At 65.3% G+C, this 15,210-nt stretch carries 20 protein-coding genes and 1 pseudogene; 15 read left to right on the top strand and 6 right to left on the bottom strand.

What is annotated here, in order from left to right; genetic code table 11:
• Positions 1-343: hypothetical protein (locus tag HB677_RS17935; RefSeq protein ID WP_213817106.1), on the bottom strand; the 343-nt coding region annotated here is incomplete at its 3' end.
• Between HB677_RS17935 and HB677_RS17930 the strand changes: the two genes are divergently transcribed.
• The 5 genes from HB677_RS17930 (at position 342) to HB677_RS17910 (ending at position 4,028) form a co-directional block, all read left to right on the top strand.
• The gene (locus HB677_RS17930; protein WP_213817105.1) at positions 342-1,163 is read left to right on the top strand and encodes a DUF4839 domain-containing protein; all 822 of its coding nucleotides are present in this window, start codon (positions 342-344) and stop codon (positions 1,161-1,163) included. The genes HB677_RS17935 and HB677_RS17930 overlap by 2 nt on opposite strands.
• Before the next feature lie 105 nt (positions 1,164-1,268).
• Complete coding sequence (locus HB677_RS17925) at positions 1,269-2,048, top strand: sulfite exporter TauE/SafE family protein (protein ID WP_213817104.1); 780 nt, start codon at positions 1,269-1,271, stop codon at positions 2,046-2,048.
• A gap of 2 nt (positions 2,049-2,050) precedes the next feature.
• Positions 2,051-2,437, top strand: coding sequence for a VOC family protein (locus tag HB677_RS17920; protein WP_213817103.1), 387 nt, complete (start codon positions 2,051-2,053; stop codon positions 2,435-2,437).
• Positions 2,438-2,472: 35 nt separating this feature from the next.
• Complete coding sequence (locus tag HB677_RS17915) at positions 2,473-3,078, top strand: hypothetical protein (protein ID WP_213817102.1); 606 nt, start codon at positions 2,473-2,475, stop codon at positions 3,076-3,078.
• Positions 3,079-3,419: 341 nt separating this feature from the next.
• Complete coding sequence (locus HB677_RS17910) at positions 3,420-4,028, top strand: hypothetical protein (RefSeq protein WP_213817101.1); 609 nt, start codon at positions 3,420-3,422, stop codon at positions 4,026-4,028.
• Between the two features lie 326 nt (positions 4,029-4,354).
• Here the strand turns inward: HB677_RS17910 and HB677_RS17905 are convergent, their stop codons facing one another.
• Entirely contained in the window at positions 4,355-5,080 is a 726-nt protein-coding gene (locus tag HB677_RS17905; RefSeq protein WP_255546725.1) for a TetR/AcrR family transcriptional regulator, read from the bottom strand.
• 51 nt (positions 5,081-5,131) lie between these two features.
• Between HB677_RS17905 and HB677_RS17900 the strand changes: the two genes are divergently transcribed.
• The 3 genes from HB677_RS17900 to HB677_RS17890 all read left to right on the top strand — a co-directional run bounded on the left by HB677_RS17900 (position 5,132) and on the right by HB677_RS17890 (position 8,372).
• A complete protein-coding gene (locus HB677_RS17900; protein WP_307852640.1) occupies positions 5,132-6,586 on the top strand; it encodes an MFS transporter in 1,455 nt (484 codons plus the stop codon).
• A 268-nt stretch (positions 6,587-6,854) separates the two neighbouring features.
• Complete coding sequence (locus HB677_RS17895) at positions 6,855-7,460, top strand: TetR family transcriptional regulator (RefSeq protein ID WP_213817099.1); 606 nt, start codon at positions 6,855-6,857, stop codon at positions 7,458-7,460.
• Between the two features lie 75 nt (positions 7,461-7,535).
• Positions 7,536-8,372, top strand: coding sequence for an SDR family NAD(P)-dependent oxidoreductase (locus HB677_RS17890; RefSeq protein ID WP_213817098.1), 837 nt, complete (start codon positions 7,536-7,538; stop codon positions 8,370-8,372).
• A 70-nt stretch (positions 8,373-8,442) separates the two neighbouring features.
• On the opposite strand, the gene HB677_RS17885 is transcribed toward HB677_RS17890, so the two are convergent.
• Positions 8,443-8,868, bottom strand: coding sequence for a helix-turn-helix domain-containing protein (locus HB677_RS17885; protein ID WP_213817097.1), 426 nt, complete (start codon positions 8,866-8,868; stop codon positions 8,443-8,445).
• Between the two features lie 127 nt (positions 8,869-8,995).
• Between HB677_RS17885 and HB677_RS17880 the strand changes: the two genes are divergently transcribed.
• A complete protein-coding gene (locus HB677_RS17880; RefSeq protein WP_213817096.1) occupies positions 8,996-9,868 on the top strand; it encodes an aldo/keto reductase family oxidoreductase in 873 nt (290 codons plus the stop codon).
• On the opposite strand, the gene HB677_RS17875 is transcribed toward HB677_RS17880, so the two are convergent.
• Positions 9,865-10,653, bottom strand: a complete 789-nt coding sequence (locus HB677_RS17875) for a PHB depolymerase family esterase (protein WP_213817095.1) — start codon at positions 10,651-10,653, stop codon at positions 9,865-9,867. The two genes, HB677_RS17880 and HB677_RS17875, sit on opposite strands and share 4 nt — an antisense overlap.
• 84 nt (positions 10,654-10,737) lie before the next feature.
• On the opposite strand from HB677_RS17875, the gene HB677_RS17870 reads away from it, so the two are divergent.
• The 5 genes and pseudogenes from HB677_RS17870 to HB677_RS18990 all read left to right on the top strand — a co-directional run.
• The gene (locus HB677_RS17870) at positions 10,738-11,271 is read left to right on the top strand and encodes a TetR/AcrR family transcriptional regulator (RefSeq protein ID WP_213817094.1); all 534 of its coding nucleotides are present in this window, start codon (positions 10,738-10,740) and stop codon (positions 11,269-11,271) included.
• Positions 11,272-11,662: 391 nt separating this feature from the next.
• On the top strand, positions 11,663-11,965 hold the full coding sequence (locus HB677_RS17865; RefSeq protein WP_213817093.1) for a FeoB-associated Cys-rich membrane protein: 303 nt from the start codon (positions 11,663-11,665) through the stop codon (positions 11,963-11,965).
• A gap of 90 nt (positions 11,966-12,055) precedes the next feature.
• Complete coding sequence (locus tag HB677_RS17860; RefSeq protein WP_213817092.1) at positions 12,056-12,331, top strand: hypothetical protein; 276 nt, start codon at positions 12,056-12,058, stop codon at positions 12,329-12,331.
• Positions 12,332-12,367: 36 nt separating this feature from the next.
• Positions 12,368-12,784: a GNAT family N-acetyltransferase gene (locus HB677_RS17855; RefSeq protein ID WP_213817091.1), complete on the top strand. Its 417-nt coding sequence runs from the start codon at positions 12,368-12,370 to the stop codon at positions 12,782-12,784.
• A gap of 125 nt (positions 12,785-12,909) precedes the next feature.
• Positions 12,910-13,380 (top strand): annotated as a pseudogene (locus tag HB677_RS18990) (YgcG family protein); the annotation flags it as partial.
• Positions 13,381-13,651: 271 nt separating this feature from the next.
• Here HB677_RS18990 and HB677_RS18985 read toward each other — a convergent pair.
• Entirely contained in the window at positions 13,652-13,696 is a 45-nt protein-coding gene (locus HB677_RS18985) for a hypothetical protein (protein ID WP_374193833.1), read from the bottom strand.
• Between the two features lie 277 nt (positions 13,697-13,973).
• Positions 13,974-14,840 (bottom strand): SGNH/GDSL hydrolase family protein, encoded by an 867-nt coding sequence (locus HB677_RS17845; protein WP_255546724.1) that lies wholly within the window; start codon positions 14,838-14,840, stop codon positions 13,974-13,976.
• Positions 14,841-15,014: 174 nt separating this feature from the next.
• Here HB677_RS17845 and HB677_RS17840 point away from each other — a divergent pair, with 174 nt between their 5' ends.
• Positions 15,015-15,209, top strand: coding sequence for a hypothetical protein (locus HB677_RS17840; protein WP_213817089.1), 195 nt, complete (start codon positions 15,015-15,017; stop codon positions 15,207-15,209).
• Position 15,210 lies beyond the last annotated feature (1 nt).

Genomic DNA, 15,210 nt, shown 5'->3' with positions numbered 1-15,210 from the left:
CGAAGCGCCGCATTCGCCCGTTCTGCAGGAAACCACACGCGCCCACAGCGTTCACGGCGCCGAACTCGCCCGGATTGGCGAAGAACCGCCCTCTATCGCGCCGAAGTCGCCCGGATTCACGAAGTTCTTCGGTCGGACTCGCCGCACTCGCCCGGATATAGCGCGCACCGTTCGACCTTGCGCCGAGAAGGGCGGGAACGTTGGTCTTGCCAAGCTCAGCGTCGCGGTCGGGCTCCCATAGCTGAGCTAACCTAACGTTGCGGCAGCGTCTTTCAACTAGGCCGATCACTTTGCTCACAATCAGTTCAAACGACGAGCCCCATCCCGGGTCGAGGAGCACCATGGCCAGCGACGACCCACAGTACGAATCGAAGACAGCACTATCGATTCGCGGGATGGAATCCCGAACAATCGCGAAGCTGCAGAAGGAGGGCTGGGAATACGTTTCCCAGACCCCGAAGACTTTGATGCGATCGGAACTGATCTTCCGCCGGATCAAGCCGAGGCATCCCCTGCTGGTGTTGGGAGCAAGGATTCAATCGAACCTTAACGGCGCCAGGGTTAAGCAGCCGGCGTTGTTCTGGGGAGGCGGGGTCGCCATAGTTCTCATCGTCGGCGCCATCATCACTGTCGGAGTGGTCTCGGGCGGAGGCGCATCCGCACCGCCCGTCGCGCAAGCGACAACGTCGCCGGCCGCAGTCGCCTCTGCAGAACCGACCGAAGATCCAGAACCAAGCGAATCACCGGAGTCGACTCCCGCAGTTCCTGAAGCCGAGCAGATTTTGACCGTCGAGAACAACGACGACTTTGCGGCGCTCTTGGCCGGCTCGGACATGGATCTCGACGGCCCAGAAATCTTCGCCAACACCTATGTAGGCAGAACCATCGAATTCGATGCGAACATCGCCAATGTGACCAATCACGAGAGCGATGAAAGTAGATTTGGCGCGCTCGTTCTGGCAGGGGACTTCGAGCAGCCTCCTATGACTGGGCCCAATTTCAAGATTGACAACGTCAACATTCTGGAGATGCACCTCGACGGTCCGAACGTTCCCAAATCAGTCAGGATGGGAGATAACGTTCGCCTTGTTGCTCGCGTTGACAGTTTCAACCGGGTGCAGGGACTTCTATTCATTACTCCGATACGTACCGAGGTCCGATAGCCGCTCAGACGGCACGCTCGGTTCTGGGGTCATCCGCTGGACGCCAACAGACGCGCGTCGCTGCCCGTACTCGGCAGCGACTTCTGCGGTTGCTATCGTCGACGGGTGACGGATCGCAGGGATACCCGGTGGGTAGCGCTCATCGCGATCGGACTGATCGGCGGGGTGCTGTCCGGCGCTTTCGGCATCGGAGGCGGCATCGTTATGGTGCCACTGCTGTTGTCGGTTGCCCGCATGGATCAGCGCCGGGCTGCGGCGACATCGCTGGTGGCGATTGTCCCGGCATCCATCGTCGGATCCCTCACGTACTTCACCCAGGGCGAGATCGACGTCATCGCCGGGCTGATCATCGCCGTCGGCGCGGTGGCCGGCGCGATCATCGGGGCGCGGCTGCTCCGGGTTCTGCCGCTGGTGTGGCTGCGCTGGATGTTCATCGCGCTGCTGGTGGTCGTCGCTATCCGCACGCTGCTGGTGTCGCCCGAGCGTGGGGACGCGCTTGAGCTGAGCGGATGGCTCGCGCTGGGGTATGTCGCGCTGGGGCTCGTGATGGGCATCGCCTCCGGCCTGTTCGGTATCGGGGGCGGCGTCATCGCGGTGCCGTCGCTCATCGTGCTGTTTGGGATGAGTGACCTCATCGCCAAGGGGACGTCGCTGCTCGTGATGATCCCCACGGGGGTGGCGGGAACCATCACCCATGCGCGTAACCGGGCAGTGGATGTGCGGGCTGGCTTGATCGTGGGGGTGGCGGCGACCGTGGCATCTATTCCTGGTGTGTGGCTGGCGCTGGTGATCCCTGCGCGGCTGTCGGCGATTTTGTTCGCGGTGCTGATGCTGTTTGCGGCGGCGCAGTTGACGGTGAAGGCCGTGCGGGGACGAGAGAGTTAAACATGAAGATTCTGAAGGTGCACCACATCGCGATCATCGCGACGGATTACGAGGTGTCGAAGGCGTTCTACCTCGACGTGCTGGGGTTCACGCTCGACAGCGAGGTGTTCCGTGAGGAGCGGGACTCGTGGATGGGCAACCTGGCGCTCAACGGGGAGTACATCGTGGAGTTGTTCTCGTTCCCGTCGCCGCCCTCGCGACGCAGTGGGCCGGAGCAGGTGGGACTGCGGCACCTCGCGTTCGAGGTCGAGTCGGTCGCTGCGGCAATCGACGAGCTCGATGCACTCGGGGTTCGTCACGAGGAGCTGCGCACCGACCCGCACACGGGCAAAGCGATGGCGTTCTTCTTCGACCCGGACGGGCAGCCGCTGGAGTTCTACGAGGCGTAATTTGCTCGCCCCGCGGGTGCCATATGCTGCGAGGCATGGGGAAACGACGAACGCTCACGATCATCGGTTCGAGCGCGCTCGCTCTGGGTTTGCTCGCCCTCATCGCCTGGCCCATTGTGGCGGCGGGCCAGCGCGGTGCCGTGCTCGTGTATCCGGATGCGAAGGCCTTTGTCTGCGAGACCGGAGACGTCTCCTATCTTGAAGACTCCGACGAGCACGACCCCGCGTTCACGCAGAGTTTGGCGCTGACGAAGGATCTCGACTGCGACTTGCGGTTCCACGTGCTCAACAACAGCTCGACGACTGTCCAGTTGAGCGGCGCTACATATGAGATGTTTGGTCCAAGCGTCGGCGCGGGCGTAAACGTCGACAGGATCGACGGGCAGCCGTCTCGATTCGTGAACGAGGGCAGGGATGCTCAGTGGGTTATGCGGCACCCCATCGCGATTGAGCCTGGTTCGGAGTTCTTCCTAGTCGCGCACGTGGTCTTCAACCCGAACTCCTGCCTGGGTCTGCAAGCGTACGAAATCGACGACTCTCCGATCCTGACGATCTCTGCTCTGGGTATCGCCGGCGCCCGGGTGACTGGCTATGGGGCGGTCGCGTTCACCGGAACGGCCCAGAGCGACGGCGGCTGCTGAGAAAAGGCCAGCCGCGAGGCATCCCGCTGCATCCTTGCAGCACTGCCGCCGAGTGCGTTCAGCCCCTCGAGGCGCGCGCGGTTGCGCTAGATAAGGACTTCCCGCGTTATTGCGGCTCCGATAGGAGTTTCTGCCGGCCTAGGCACAGAAAGTCCTCCCGAAGGCGAACGCCGGTGGCCCGCCGGGCCCGTGGGAGCACTCGAATTTCGCTAGCGGAGGAGATTCGGTCATTTCGGCCGGAGTGGAACGATTCAGGTGCCGAATCTCCTCCGCCAGCACAAATCACGTGAGCGGGATCCGTAGGATTCATCGCCGCGCTGCGGGTGCAATACGCTTCGGGCATGCGGAAACGACTCACTCTCACAATCATCGGTTTCAGCGCGCTTGCTCTTGGCTTGGCCGCGCTGGTTTCGGTCATTGCGTGGCACAGCACGGCGGCAGCACAGCGGGCAGCCGTTCTGGTCTATCCCGATGCCCGCGCCTACATCTGCGATGCCGGAACCACCCTGCTTGCGGGGTGGGACGAGGGATCGGACGCCACATTCTCGCAAAGCGTGGCAAGCACGAAAGATATGGACTGCGACTTGAGGTTCCATGTGGTCAACACCGGCACTGCAACCGTCGAATTAGCGAGTGCCACGTACATTCTCATGGGTCCTGACACGGGAGTTTCCGCGATGATCGACAGAATTGACGGCCAGCCTCCGGTCGCGGGCGGCAATCGTTCGGATGCTCGACAGGTCATGCCCTACCCGGAGTCAATTGAGCCGGGCGAGGAGTATCTTCTTGTCGCGCACATGATCTTCAATCCGAACGGCTGCGATTCGGAGGGCGGGTTTGAGACCTTCGACTCGCCAATCGTGACGATCTCAGCCCTGGGCCTTTCAGGCACGAGGCAGGCGGGATACGGTACGTACTCGATTTCGGGAACCCCTGACAGCGAGTGCTAGAGGATCGGTAGTCACAACCGAGCCCGTAGAAGCCTCCCGCGGCATCCTTGCCGCACTGCCGCCGGGTGCGTTCAGACCCTCGAGGGCACGCGCGGTTGCACTAGATAAGGACCAACCGCGCTTTTGCGGCTTCCGGAGGAGTTTCTGCAGCCCTGGGCGCGAAAAGTCCTCCCGAAGGCGAACGTCGGCGGGCCGTGGTACTGCTCGAATTTCGCTAGCGGAGGAGATTCGGTCATTCCGGCCAGGCTGGAACGATTCAGATGCCGGATTTCCTCCGCTGTCGAACTCTCGCGACCGAAGGCGACGCGGGCACCGATGCGAGGAACTCAGCGGGGTGGACGCGTGGAGGGCGTGATGCTTCCGAGCATGAGGCCGAGGGTGAAATCGAAGCGGGAGTGGGCGGTGCCGGACGTGAGTTCGGTCGCGTAGGTGCGGATGTTCGGGAAACGATCCGCCGGAAGCGACTCGAATCGGGCGATCAGGTCGCTGCGGTGTTCGGTGGTGAAGCGCTGCTTGTCGGGGTCGGCCTCCGTGTCAGCGACCGCGATGTCCATCGCGTACGCGCCGACATAGAGGAACAGGGCGTCGATCGACCAGGCGGCGCTCTGCGGCGCGATGCCCGCGGCGATCAGGATGGCGAGCATCCCCTCGTTCACGCGCAGCACGTCGAGGTCGGTCACATCGATCGCCAGGGCGGCGCGGGAGATGCCGGGATAGCTGAGGTACTGATCGCGAAGCTGCGTGCAGACGTCGGCGATCTGCTCGCGCCACCGCGCGGGATCGGGCTGCGGAAGTTCGATCTGGCTGCACAGGCGGCCGATGAGAAGTTCGTCGAGGTCTGCCTTGTTGACGACATGGGCATAGAGCGACGCGGGGCCAGTCTCGAGCCGCGCCGCCACGTTGCGCATGGTCAAGGCGTCGTATCCGCCGGCCGCGACGATCTCGAGGGCGGCCTCCGTGATTCGGTCGGCGGTAATCGGCACCTTGCGCGTAGCGGACGGCGCATCACTGGGAGCGTGGCGGGCCGCGCGGCGCTGCTGGGGAGTAGCCATGGCACAACCATACATTGACGCGAACTCTGTTCGTAGTGTAGAACAGTGTTCGTGACTAACGAACAGCGTTCTACTCCCTCCCTCCGCGGATCCTGGGTGGCCCTCGCCGGCCTCTCCGCGATCTTCCTCTTCGAGATGCTCGACAACTCGATCCTCAACGTCGCCCTGCCCACGATCGGCAGGGAACTCCACGCATCGACCACGGCACTGCAGTGGGTGACCGGCAGCTACTCCGTCATCTTCGGCGGCCTGATGCTGCTGTTCGGCGCCATCGCCGACCGCTTCGGACGCCGCCGCGTGATGCTCATCGGCCTCGTCCTCCTCGCCGTCGCGAGCGCGGCCACCGCCTTCGTCACCACCGCCGAACAACTGATCGCCGTGCGAGCCGTGATGGGCATCGCCGCCGCAATGACCACCCCCGGGTCGATGGCCCTCGCCTTCCGCCTGTTCGATCAGGAGAGCCTGCGCGTGCGAGCAATCACCCTCATCTCCACGGTCGGCCTGGTCGGGCTCGCCATCGGACCCACCGTCGGCGGCCTGGTACTGGCCATCGCCCCCTGGCAGGTGCTGCTGCTCATCAACGTGCCGATCGCCATGCTCGCCTTCATCGACATCCGCACGGGCATAGGGGCGGATGACCCGGCCGAGCTTCACCGCGACCCCCTCGACGTCCCGGGGGCGCTCCTCGCCACAGCCACCATCGTGCTCGCCCTCATCACGCCCACCGCGTTCATCAACGACGGGGCCGGCTCGTGGATCCCGTGGGCCCTGCTCGTTGCGGCCGTCGTGGCAGCGGTTCTCTTCGTGATGAGGGAGCGCACCGCGGTACATCCGCTTCTCGACCTGGAGCTCATTGCCCGGCCGCTTGTCTCCAGCGGACTCGCCTTCAAGGCGGCGGCGGGACTGGGCACCGCCGGACTCGGGTACCTGGTGACGCTGCAACTGCAGCTCGCCTGGGGCTGGCCGCCGGCGCTGGCTGCCCTCGGCATGCTGCCTCAGGTCGTGGTGCTGCTGGCGCTCGGGCCGTTCGTGAATCCGTTCGTGACGCGGGTCGGAATCACGCGCGCTGCGTGGATGAGCGCCTCCGCCGTCGTGGCCGGACTCGCGGTGTACGCGCTGCTGAACAGCTTTGGGTACGTCTTCGTCGCGATCGCTCTGGCGCTCGTGGCCGCCGGCCTGCGGGTGGTCGGCGTTGTCGCCGCCATCAACATTCTCAATGGATTGCCGAAGAATCGCACGACGATCGGGGCCGCCCTGACCGACACCACGACCGAGGTCGCCAACGGCGTCGGCATCGCCGTCACGGGAACGCTGCTCGCGGCCCTGTTTTCGGGCAGCATCGCCTCCTCCGACTGGAGCCCTGCGCAATCGATGCAGTTCGAGACCGCCGCCACGATCGGCGGCTTGCTCATCACCGGGTTGGCGGCAGCGCTCGTGGTCTTCGGATTCGTCCGCTCGCGCCACGCGGTGCCCGCCGACGCCGAGCCGGCCGACGTCGCTGCCTAGTGCCGGCCTAGCGCGCGGCATCGGGCGTGCGCCTCAGCCGGGCTGCTTCTCCAACCGGTAGCGGCGCGAGGCATCCCGCAGCCTTCACATTTGGCCAGATCAGGAGTTTCTGCGGTTTTTCACCCAGACAAGGACTCCTGGGCACCAGCACCGCAATAGTTCCGCACCTGGGGAACGGATGCTGGGGGCGGGCGACGGGATGCGCCGGCCCGAGGCATCCCGACCCTGCCACTTGGCAGTTTCTGCCAGATGAGCGTAGGCTGAAGGGGTGGTGAAGAAGCTCGCGTCCTCGACCCGCCTCCGGGTATCAGAGGAATGCTGCGAGCTGTACCTCACCCGCGGCACAACGCAGCTCACCGTGGCCGACATCGCGGGGTCCGTCGGGGTCTCCGAGCGAACGTTCTACCGGTACTTTCCGGTCAAGGCCGACTCGATCGGACCGGTGTTCGACGCAATGACCGAGGCCATGAATGCCGCGGTTATGGAGCACCCGCCGGCGCCGATCCGTGATGTCGTCGTCGATGCCTTCGACGCGATGTTCACCACTCGCATCACGTCGCGCGCCGATGAGATTTTTCCCCTCGTCTTGGCCGACCCAGAGATGTGGGGTCTCTTCCTGCGGAAGGTGCACGATGGGGAGGCGGCGTTGGCCCCATTCCTTGCCGCGCGGCTGAGCATTTCCGTGGACAGCAACCGGGCTCGTGCAGCCGCGGCGGCAATAGCCAGTGCAACCCGTATTGCTCTTGAGCGAGTGGGCACGAATGACGTCGAGCTCACCACCGAGTTCGCCGGCCTGCTCGATGCATTCGGCCCACCGCTACTGGCGCCCGCTGACGCGGCCTCTCCGACTTCCGCTCCCGGCTCGACGAGCTGACGGCGGATCAGCCGACCGGCCCGAGGGCCCGACCGCGAGGCTCTATCAACCGGGCCCGCGGAAAGAAGTAACACCATGACAGGACTGTTGGACGGCAAAGTAGCCATCGTCACCGGCGGCACCAGCGGCATCGGACTCGCGAGCGTCGAGCGCTTCATCGCTGAAGGCGCGAAGGTCGCGATCGCGGATATTCAGGACGAACTTGGCGCCTCCATTGCGGAGCGCCTGGGCGACGCCGCCCTCTACGTACACACCGACGTGACCGATGAAGACGCGATCGAGGCACTTGTTGCCACCACCGTCGCCGCGTTCGGAAAGCTCGACATCATGTACAACAATGCCGGCGCGCAGGGCGACCCGTCGGCCATCGTCGACATCACGTCGGCCGGATTCGACAAGACACTCGCACTCCTGACGCGATCGGTGGTGCTTGGCCACAAGTTTGCGGCTCGGCAGTTCACGAAGCAGGGCACGGGTGGATCCATCATTACGACCGCCAGCGCGGCGGGGCTGCAGGGTGGCTGGTCCGCCGCCGGCTACACGATCGCGAAGCACGCGATCATCGGTATCGTGCGCCAGGCCGTGGCCGAACTCGCACCGCTGGGCATCCGCTCCAACGCGATTGCTCCCGGAATCATCATGACGCCGATCATGGCCCGATCGTTTGGCGTGCCGCTGGAGCAGTCTGACGAGTTCGTGGCGTTCCTTGCCGAGAAGCTCAACGCCACGCAGCCGATCGGCCGCGTCGGCTACTCGGACGACATCGCCAAGGTTGCCACCTTCCTGGCCAGCGACATGTCGGACTACGTCACCGGCGTCACCATCCCCGTCGACGGCGGTGCAACCGCGATCACGCAGGGCACGTTTGCTTCGGAGGTCGTCACCGCGGCAGCCGAGTTCACCAGCAAGTAGCACCAACGAACAAGGAGGGCGGGCACACGGGTGTCCGCCCTCCTTGCGTTCAGGCGTCGAGTCGCGCCGCTCAGGCCACGCGCGCGTCGTAGGAGTTCCGCTCGGCGAAGACGTCATCCATGTGCTGCTCTGCCCAGAGCTTGATGCCGCGCGTCATCTGGTGCAGCGAGAGGCCGAGGTCGGTCAGCTCGTAGGTGACTGTCACCGGGACGGTCGGCTCCGCCGTCCGCGTCACAAGCCCATCGCGCTCCAGCGCGCGCAGAGTCTGGGTGAGCATCTTCTGGCTCACGCCGGCGAGCACACGGGACAGCTCCGAGTACCGCATCGGCCGGGGCTCACCCACGCAGTCGGGCCCACTGCCCAGTGCGGTGAGGATGAGCATGACCCACTTGTCCGAGATGCGATCAAGCAGTTTCCGGCTCGGGCAGACCGCCAAAAACGCGTCGTACTTCGCCTTGGCCTCGGCCCGCTTCTGAGCCGCCGTCGTGGTCGCCATCGCCATGTCCTCGCTTTCCGGGTGACTAACGCACCCCAAAGTGCCTACTTCCCCACAGGAAGTTGCTCTCTCATACTCGTGCAAGGAGCCATCAGGCACCATCCCGCACGGCCCGAAAGGCAGAAGCATGAACACCCCCTCCCCCTCACTCCCCGGCGGCACCTGGACCCTCGGCGATCTCACCGTCTCCCGCTTCGGATACGGCGCGATGCAGCTGGCCGGCCCCTGGGTCATGGGCCCACCCGCCGATCACGAGGGCGCCCTCGCCGTGCTCCGCGAGGCAATCGAACTCGGCATCACCCACATCGACACGAGCAACGCCTACGGACCCGGCTTCACCAACGCCATCATCCGCGAAGCGCTCCACCCCTACCCCGACTCCCTGCACATCGTCACCAAGGTCGGCGGCACCCGGGATGCGGACGGCGGATGGCCCGTGGCCCGCACACCCGACGAGCTCCGTCACCAGGTGCAGGAGAACCTCGACGTCCTCGGCCTCGAGACCCTCGGACTGGTCAACCTCCGGCTCGGCAACTCCGAGGGACCCGTCGCCGGCCCCATCGAGGAGTCGTTCACGACCCTCGTCGAGCTGCAGCAGCAGGGGGTCATCCGTCATCTTGGCGTCAGCAACGCCACGACCGAGCAGGTTGCCGAAGCCCAGACGATCGCGCCCATCGTCTCGGTGCAGAACATGTACAACCTCGCCTACCGCCAAGACGACGAGCTGATCGACCGCCTCGCGGCCGAGGGCGTCGCCTACGTTCCGTTCTTCCCCCTCGGAGGTTTCAGCCCGCTACAGTCGGACGCGCTCTCGGCCATCGCGACGCGGCTGGACGCGACGCCCATGGCAGTGGCGCTCGCCTGGCTCCTGCAGCGGTCGCCCAACATCCTGTTGATCCCCGGCACGTCGTCGGCCGCGCACCTTCGCGAGAACGTCGTCGGTGCTGGGCTGTCGCTGTCGGAAGCGGATGTCGCGGAGCTCGACACCATCGGACGCTAGGGGGTCCCCAGCCCGAAGAACCCCTCGATCTCCTCGCCGACGTCGAGGTCGTGGTGCGACGGGCCGACGAGCCGTGGGGCGGGTGAGGTCAGGCGGTTGGGGATCACGTGCCCAACCCCGAATTGTGTCACCAGGCGAACCCGCCCCCAGTCGGCGCGCTCGATATCGCCATCCCGAACGACCGTCGGCTCGGCGCTCGGTGCATAGCTTTCAGCCGTGGCGCGCGCCGAATGCACGGAGCCGCGGGTCCTGCCGAGCAGTCGGGTCGCGCCGCCGTCGTACGGAACGACGGGATCGGCGGTTCCGTGAAAGAGCAGTATCGGGATCTCCTCGGGCGCGACGCCGACCAGCGTGAAGTCGTCGTCGACGGGGAGCCCGGCCGAGATCACCGCCGCGCCAACCAGCAGGCCGGGGACCTCGCGCAGCACGCGATGCAGCAGCTGACCCCCGTTGGAGTAGCCGATCGCGATGGTCGGACGTCCGAAGCGTTCGACGACCGCCCGCACGAACGCGACGTCGTCGACGTTCTTCTTCTGGGCCGCAGAGGTCTTCAGCCGGCGGGCGTCATTCCAGGCGCGACGATATCCCTCGAGGTAGACCAGATCCGCTCCGATGCGCTCGGCCAGGGCGTCCAGGCTCTGGCCGCTGAACTTGCGCATGCCGTTCGGGTTCTGGGTCGTGCCATGGAGAGCCAGCAGCAGCGGGGCATCCGCTCGCGGCGTCGACGGCGCAAACCTCTCGTACCGTCGCGTCGTGCCGGCAATGTCTATCGTTTCTCGCGTCATGGCTCGACCGTACCATTAAGTGGATAGATAATCCGATTCGATGAATAATCCTGTTAGACGGGTATGCGCGTTTAGACTGGTGGCATGCCCACCCTCCGCCGCGATGCCGCCCGCAACCGCGATCGCATCATGGCTGCGGCCAAGGAACTGAGCGACGCGGGCCAGGCGCTGCAGCTGAACGTCGTCGCCCGCCGGGCCGAGGTGGGCATAGGAACCGTGTACCGACACTTCGCGTCGCCGGAGGCGCTGTCCGAGGGATTGGTCGATCACCGGTTCATCCAGTTGCTTGCCGAGGCCAAATTCGCGGCCGAGAACCCCGACGCCCTCGGCGCCCTGCGCCACTTCCTCACCGAGTCACTCGGCGTGTTCGTCGAGGACCCCGCGTTTGCGGCCGCATCCGTCAACGCGAGCCCGGTACGGGACGAAACCCGCCTGTTGCGGAACCAGCTCGTCGAAGCGTTCGCGATTCTCGTCCGCCGCTCCGAGTCGCACTTGCGGCCCGGCCTCGACGCCCTGGACCTGATGATTCTCACCTGCGGGCTGGGGTACTCGGTGCGCCTGCGGCCGGAAAAGTCATCGGCGTATCTCGCGGCGATGCTCGACGAGGTTCTCGTCTGAACGAACGAGGAGGGCGGGCACCCGAGCGTCCGCCCTCCTCTTTGTAGCGCTGCCCTACGCGCTACCCGTTCGCGATGAAGCTCGGTTGACCCCCTGTTCCAACCGAGCCGGAACATTCGTGTCATCCGCACCGCAACCAGTGCCCAACTCGCGCCCTTGCGTGTAGCGCCCTGCGCACAGCTGGATTGAGGGAACCGTAGCGATCCTCAGGAACCGTCGTCAAGGCTCGAAAATGGGGCGTTGCGCGAATAAGTTGTCTACCTTCACAATCACTAGATTGAGCAACTGTCGACATTTTGAGGACGATTCAGGAATCTCTATGCGCGGCAGACAGAGTGTTCCAGGCTGAACGCGAGTCGGGTACGGACTCATGGTTATCAAGGGAGTTCCAATGAAACACGCGCCTCTCATTACCCGACCGGATGTCTCGCCGAACCTGTTCATCGCACTGTTGCCCGCGATCATCGTCGCTCTGGTTGTCATCGCGATCATCGGTTTTCTCCTCTATCGCCGCTACAAGAAGGTCACGCCCGGCACCGCAGAGCAGGCCTACCTCGCCAAGAACGGGACGATGGACGGCTACGCCCCCGACCCGCTCCTCCTCGGCGGCTACGTCCGCACCCAAGACCAGGTCGGCATCTACCCCGGAGCTGGCGGCCTCGGCGGCGGCGATGGTTCATCCGGCGGCAGCTAGAGCTCGCACGTTCCTCCGACTCAATCGAGGACTCAAGTTGAGTAGGGCTCTAAACTCACCATCAACGAGGGGAACCGAATGCTTGAGCGGATGATGAGCACCCAGGTCGATCAGGTCGACGTCACGTCGATGGCGGCCGCTTTCGCCTTGCTCTGGCTCATCGTAACGATCGCCGTACCCGTTGTGATCGTGGTCATTGTGGTGCGACTGGTGAAGCGATACCGGGCGGGATCGCTCATGCGCGACCAGCGCCGATACTTCATGCAGCACGGATCGATGGACGGCTACGTCACTCCGGACGCGTTTCCCACCTACCTCGCCGACCGGGCGCGAATCCCGCGCAGGGAGTCAAACTCGCGTCCGTAAACTGACCGGCATGACCACTGGCATTCCTCCCCCGATGTGCAGTTCAGGTTCGCCGAAGCGCGCGACATCGCAACGGTGCTCGCGCTGTGGGCCGTCGCCGCTGAGAACGACTCCCGGCCGCGTGACGACACCTCGATGGTTGCGGCGCTGATCGACCGAGACAGCGAGGCGCTCGAGCTCGCCATTGTGGGCGATCGCATTGTGGGCACCCTCATCGCGGGATGGGATGGCTGGCGCGCTCACCTGTATCGCCTCGCGATTCATCCTGACGTCAGACGGCGGGGCATCGGCCGTCAGCTGCTTGCGCGCGCGGAGCTTCGGCTGTCACGCCTGGGGGCAAGCCGCATCGACGCGATGGTGCTTGAGCATAACGAGCTCGGTCAGTCCATCTGGGCCGCCGATGGATACGGCAAGCAACCGGAGTGGCGCCGCTGGGTGAAACCAGTGTCATAACGAGCCGTCCCCGCGCCGATACCCCGCGCGGGCGTGGACCGGCCCATGCGCGCCGTGGCATGCCGCGATTCTGACTTGGCTGAATCTGAGCAACTCTCTAGACTCGCGAACAACGAGGAGAACAGATGCGCTTTCGATTGCTCACCACCGCCGCCATCGCAGTGATGTTCGCCCTCGCCGGTGCGAGCTCGGCCACCGCCGTGACGGACATTCCCGCGACGCCGTCCCGCAACTCCCCCATCGTGGATACCGTCGGCGCCCTGTTGGACTCCGACATCGCCGAGCTTGCCGCCACCATCACCGACGGCGACCTCAACACCGGCGACCGCACCTCGGTGCTCATCATCCCCACGACCGACGGCGAGCCCATCGCGAGCTATGCGCACCGGGTCGCCACGGCCTGGTCGCTCACGTCGCCCACAGAAAAGAACGTCCTGATCGTCGTCGCCATGAGCGACCACACGCTACGCATCGATCTCAGCCCTGCACTGCAGGCGGACATTTCGGATGCCTCGGCGCAGGCCATCGGCGATGACTTCATGTCGCCCGCCTTCAAGGACGGCGACATCCTCGGAGGACTCGACTTCGGCATCTCCGCGCTGCAGGCTGCGGGCACTGGACAGTCGTTCGACCCCGACCAGACGGACGGCGAGATCCCCGACATCTACACCGCTAACGGCGAGGTAGTGACCGGCGACGGCAGCCCCTTCTTTCCGGACGCGACTCTCTCCCAGTCCCCCGACATGGTCGGGTTAACCGGCCTCGTCGGCGGCTTCTTCGTGCTGGTGATCATCGCCATCGTGGTGACCGTCATCATGCGACTGGTCGGCCGCACCCCGGCGGATCCTCCCAGCGCTACCAGAGCCGCTACTTCCGGCAGAACGGTTCGATGGCCGGATACGTCGGCCCCATGGCGTTGGGATCCCACCTCGGCCCCCATCACCACCGGGGCGAGCGTGACCCGTTCGACAGCGACCCCAACGCCGGCGGCTTCGGCGCGGGCACCGGAGCGTCGGCCGGTGGCGACATCGGAATGTCGGGCGGCACGGGCGGCATGTCCGGCGGCTCGGACGGCGGGTCCAGCGGCGGAAGCTCCGACAGCGGATCCTCCGGCGGATCAACCTCGAGCTGGTAGCAGCTCAGCGAGCGCGCACCACGCCGTCACCGCAACGGATCCCCGAGGCAACCGCTACAAGCCGAGCGCCTCGAGCGAGGCATCCATTCTGCGCGCCATTTCGGCGTAGCCGTCGTCGTTGGGGTGCAGGCCGTCGGGCGCCATCCACTCGGGGTGACCCTCGATCCAGCGCGAGGCACCCGGGATGTAGTCGGCGCCGATCGCCGTCGCCGACTCGTGCACCCATCCGATGATGGTGTCGACGGACGCCGGCCGCACATCCGTGTACCAGAACGGCTCGACGACCACGAAGCGCGCGCCCGGCAGCGCCGCGCTCAGGCGCAGGAAATCGGCCGTGATCTGCTTGCGAATCTGCCGCGCCGACCGGTCGAAGCTGAAGTTGTCGTTCAGCCCCATCGTGATGAAGACGACCCGCGGGTTGGAGTCGATGATTTCCTGCGGCTCGTCGTCGTCCGCGTAGGTGCCGCGGTTGTTGACGAAGCCGAGCCCGTTGGTGCTGGGGTTCACTTCGATCCAGCCGCGCTCCTTCGAGATGATGCTGGACCAGCGGTTGAGAGGGGTGGATGCCCCGGTGCCAAGTGTGTACGAGTCGCCGTAGAACGACGCGGTTGATCCCGGTGGTACATCGATGGTGGAGAGTCCCGGCTCGGGGGCGTTGCCCGGGGTAGTGGTTCCGGGGGACGCGCCGCGCGTGGGTGGCGCGCCATCCGGTGCCGCGCCTGCCGTGGCATCCGCCCCTGTTCCGCTTGTGGCGAGTCCCGTCGGGGCTGGGCCGCGCGTGGCGATCGACCCGGTGGAGTCGGATACCCCGGCGGGAAGGGCCGCCATGTCCCGGCGGTGCGACATTACGAGGGCGATGACCACAACGACAACAAGGACCACGGCCAGCACGATGATTACGGTGCGCAGGGTGGGGTTCATGCGGGGATCACGGGGTACAACGGGGACAGGGGCATGCTGGTGGTTCGGCGCCGGGCGTCCCGCGGTTTGGGGTACGAATCTCAGTAGTGAGGTTTCTTCCCTGCACCCCGCTCGTGGGTAGACTGACCGTGCTGAATTGAGACGACGGAGCTCAACAACCGGGGGGACAGCTTTATGACATACCTGATCCATGCGCACAGTGCGATCGCACACGACGTGATTACGGCCGACGCGTCACTTCCCGCAGCGGATATGACCGCGGTGTGGGCGCTGGCCGCCGCCGGGGTGTTGCTCGTCGCTCTCGCCATTGGATCCGTTGTGTACCGCCGCTGGTTCGCCAACCGCATGCCCGGGGACCGGGCCAACTAGC

Origin of the sequence: Glaciihabitans sp. dw_435, assembly GCF_018449675.1 — a bacterium.
Classification (GTDB): Bacteria; Actinomycetota; Actinomycetes; order Actinomycetales; family Microbacteriaceae; genus Glaciihabitans.
The sequence above is the reverse complement of the archived record's forward strand: the minus strand, read 5'-3'. Positions and strand labels throughout refer to the sequence as shown.

Excerpts from the sequence above, each read along its gene's own strand:
- HB677_RS17930 (WP_213817105.1), top strand. The coding sequence starts at position 342 with ATGGCCAGCGACGACCCACAGTACGAATCGAAGACAGCACTATCGATT.
- HB677_RS17920 (WP_213817103.1), top strand. The coding sequence starts at position 2,051 with ATGAAGATTCTGAAGGTGCACCACATCGCGATCATCGCGACGGATTAC.
- HB677_RS17915 (WP_213817102.1), top strand. The coding sequence starts at position 2,473 with ATGGGGAAACGACGAACGCTCACGATCATCGGTTCGAGCGCGCTCGCT.
- HB677_RS17910 (WP_213817101.1), top strand. The coding sequence starts at position 3,420 with ATGCGGAAACGACTCACTCTCACAATCATCGGTTTCAGCGCGCTTGCT.
- HB677_RS17905 (WP_255546725.1), bottom strand. The coding sequence starts at position 5,080 with ATGGCTACTCCCCAGCAGCGCCGCGCGGCCCGCCACGCTCCCAGTGAT.
- HB677_RS17890 (WP_213817098.1), top strand. The coding sequence starts at position 7,536 with ATGACAGGACTGTTGGACGGCAAAGTAGCCATCGTCACCGGCGGCACC.
- HB677_RS17885 (WP_213817097.1), bottom strand. The coding sequence starts at position 8,868 with ATGGCGACCACGACGGCGGCTCAGAAGCGGGCCGAGGCCAAGGCGAAG.
- HB677_RS17880 (WP_213817096.1), top strand. The coding sequence starts at position 8,996 with ATGAACACCCCCTCCCCCTCACTCCCCGGCGGCACCTGGACCCTCGGC.
- HB677_RS17875 (WP_213817095.1), bottom strand. The coding sequence starts at position 10,653 with ATGACGCGAGAAACGATAGACATTGCCGGCACGACGCGACGGTACGAG.
- HB677_RS17870 (WP_213817094.1), top strand. The coding sequence starts at position 10,738 with ATGCCCACCCTCCGCCGCGATGCCGCCCGCAACCGCGATCGCATCATG.
- HB677_RS17865 (WP_213817093.1), top strand. The coding sequence starts at position 11,663 with ATGAAACACGCGCCTCTCATTACCCGACCGGATGTCTCGCCGAACCTG.
- HB677_RS17860 (WP_213817092.1), top strand. The coding sequence starts at position 12,056 with ATGATGAGCACCCAGGTCGATCAGGTCGACGTCACGTCGATGGCGGCC.
- HB677_RS17845 (WP_255546724.1), bottom strand. The coding sequence starts at position 14,840 with ATGAACCCCACCCTGCGCACCGTAATCATCGTGCTGGCCGTGGTCCTT.
- HB677_RS17840 (WP_213817089.1), top strand. The coding sequence starts at position 15,015 with ATGACATACCTGATCCATGCGCACAGTGCGATCGCACACGACGTGATT.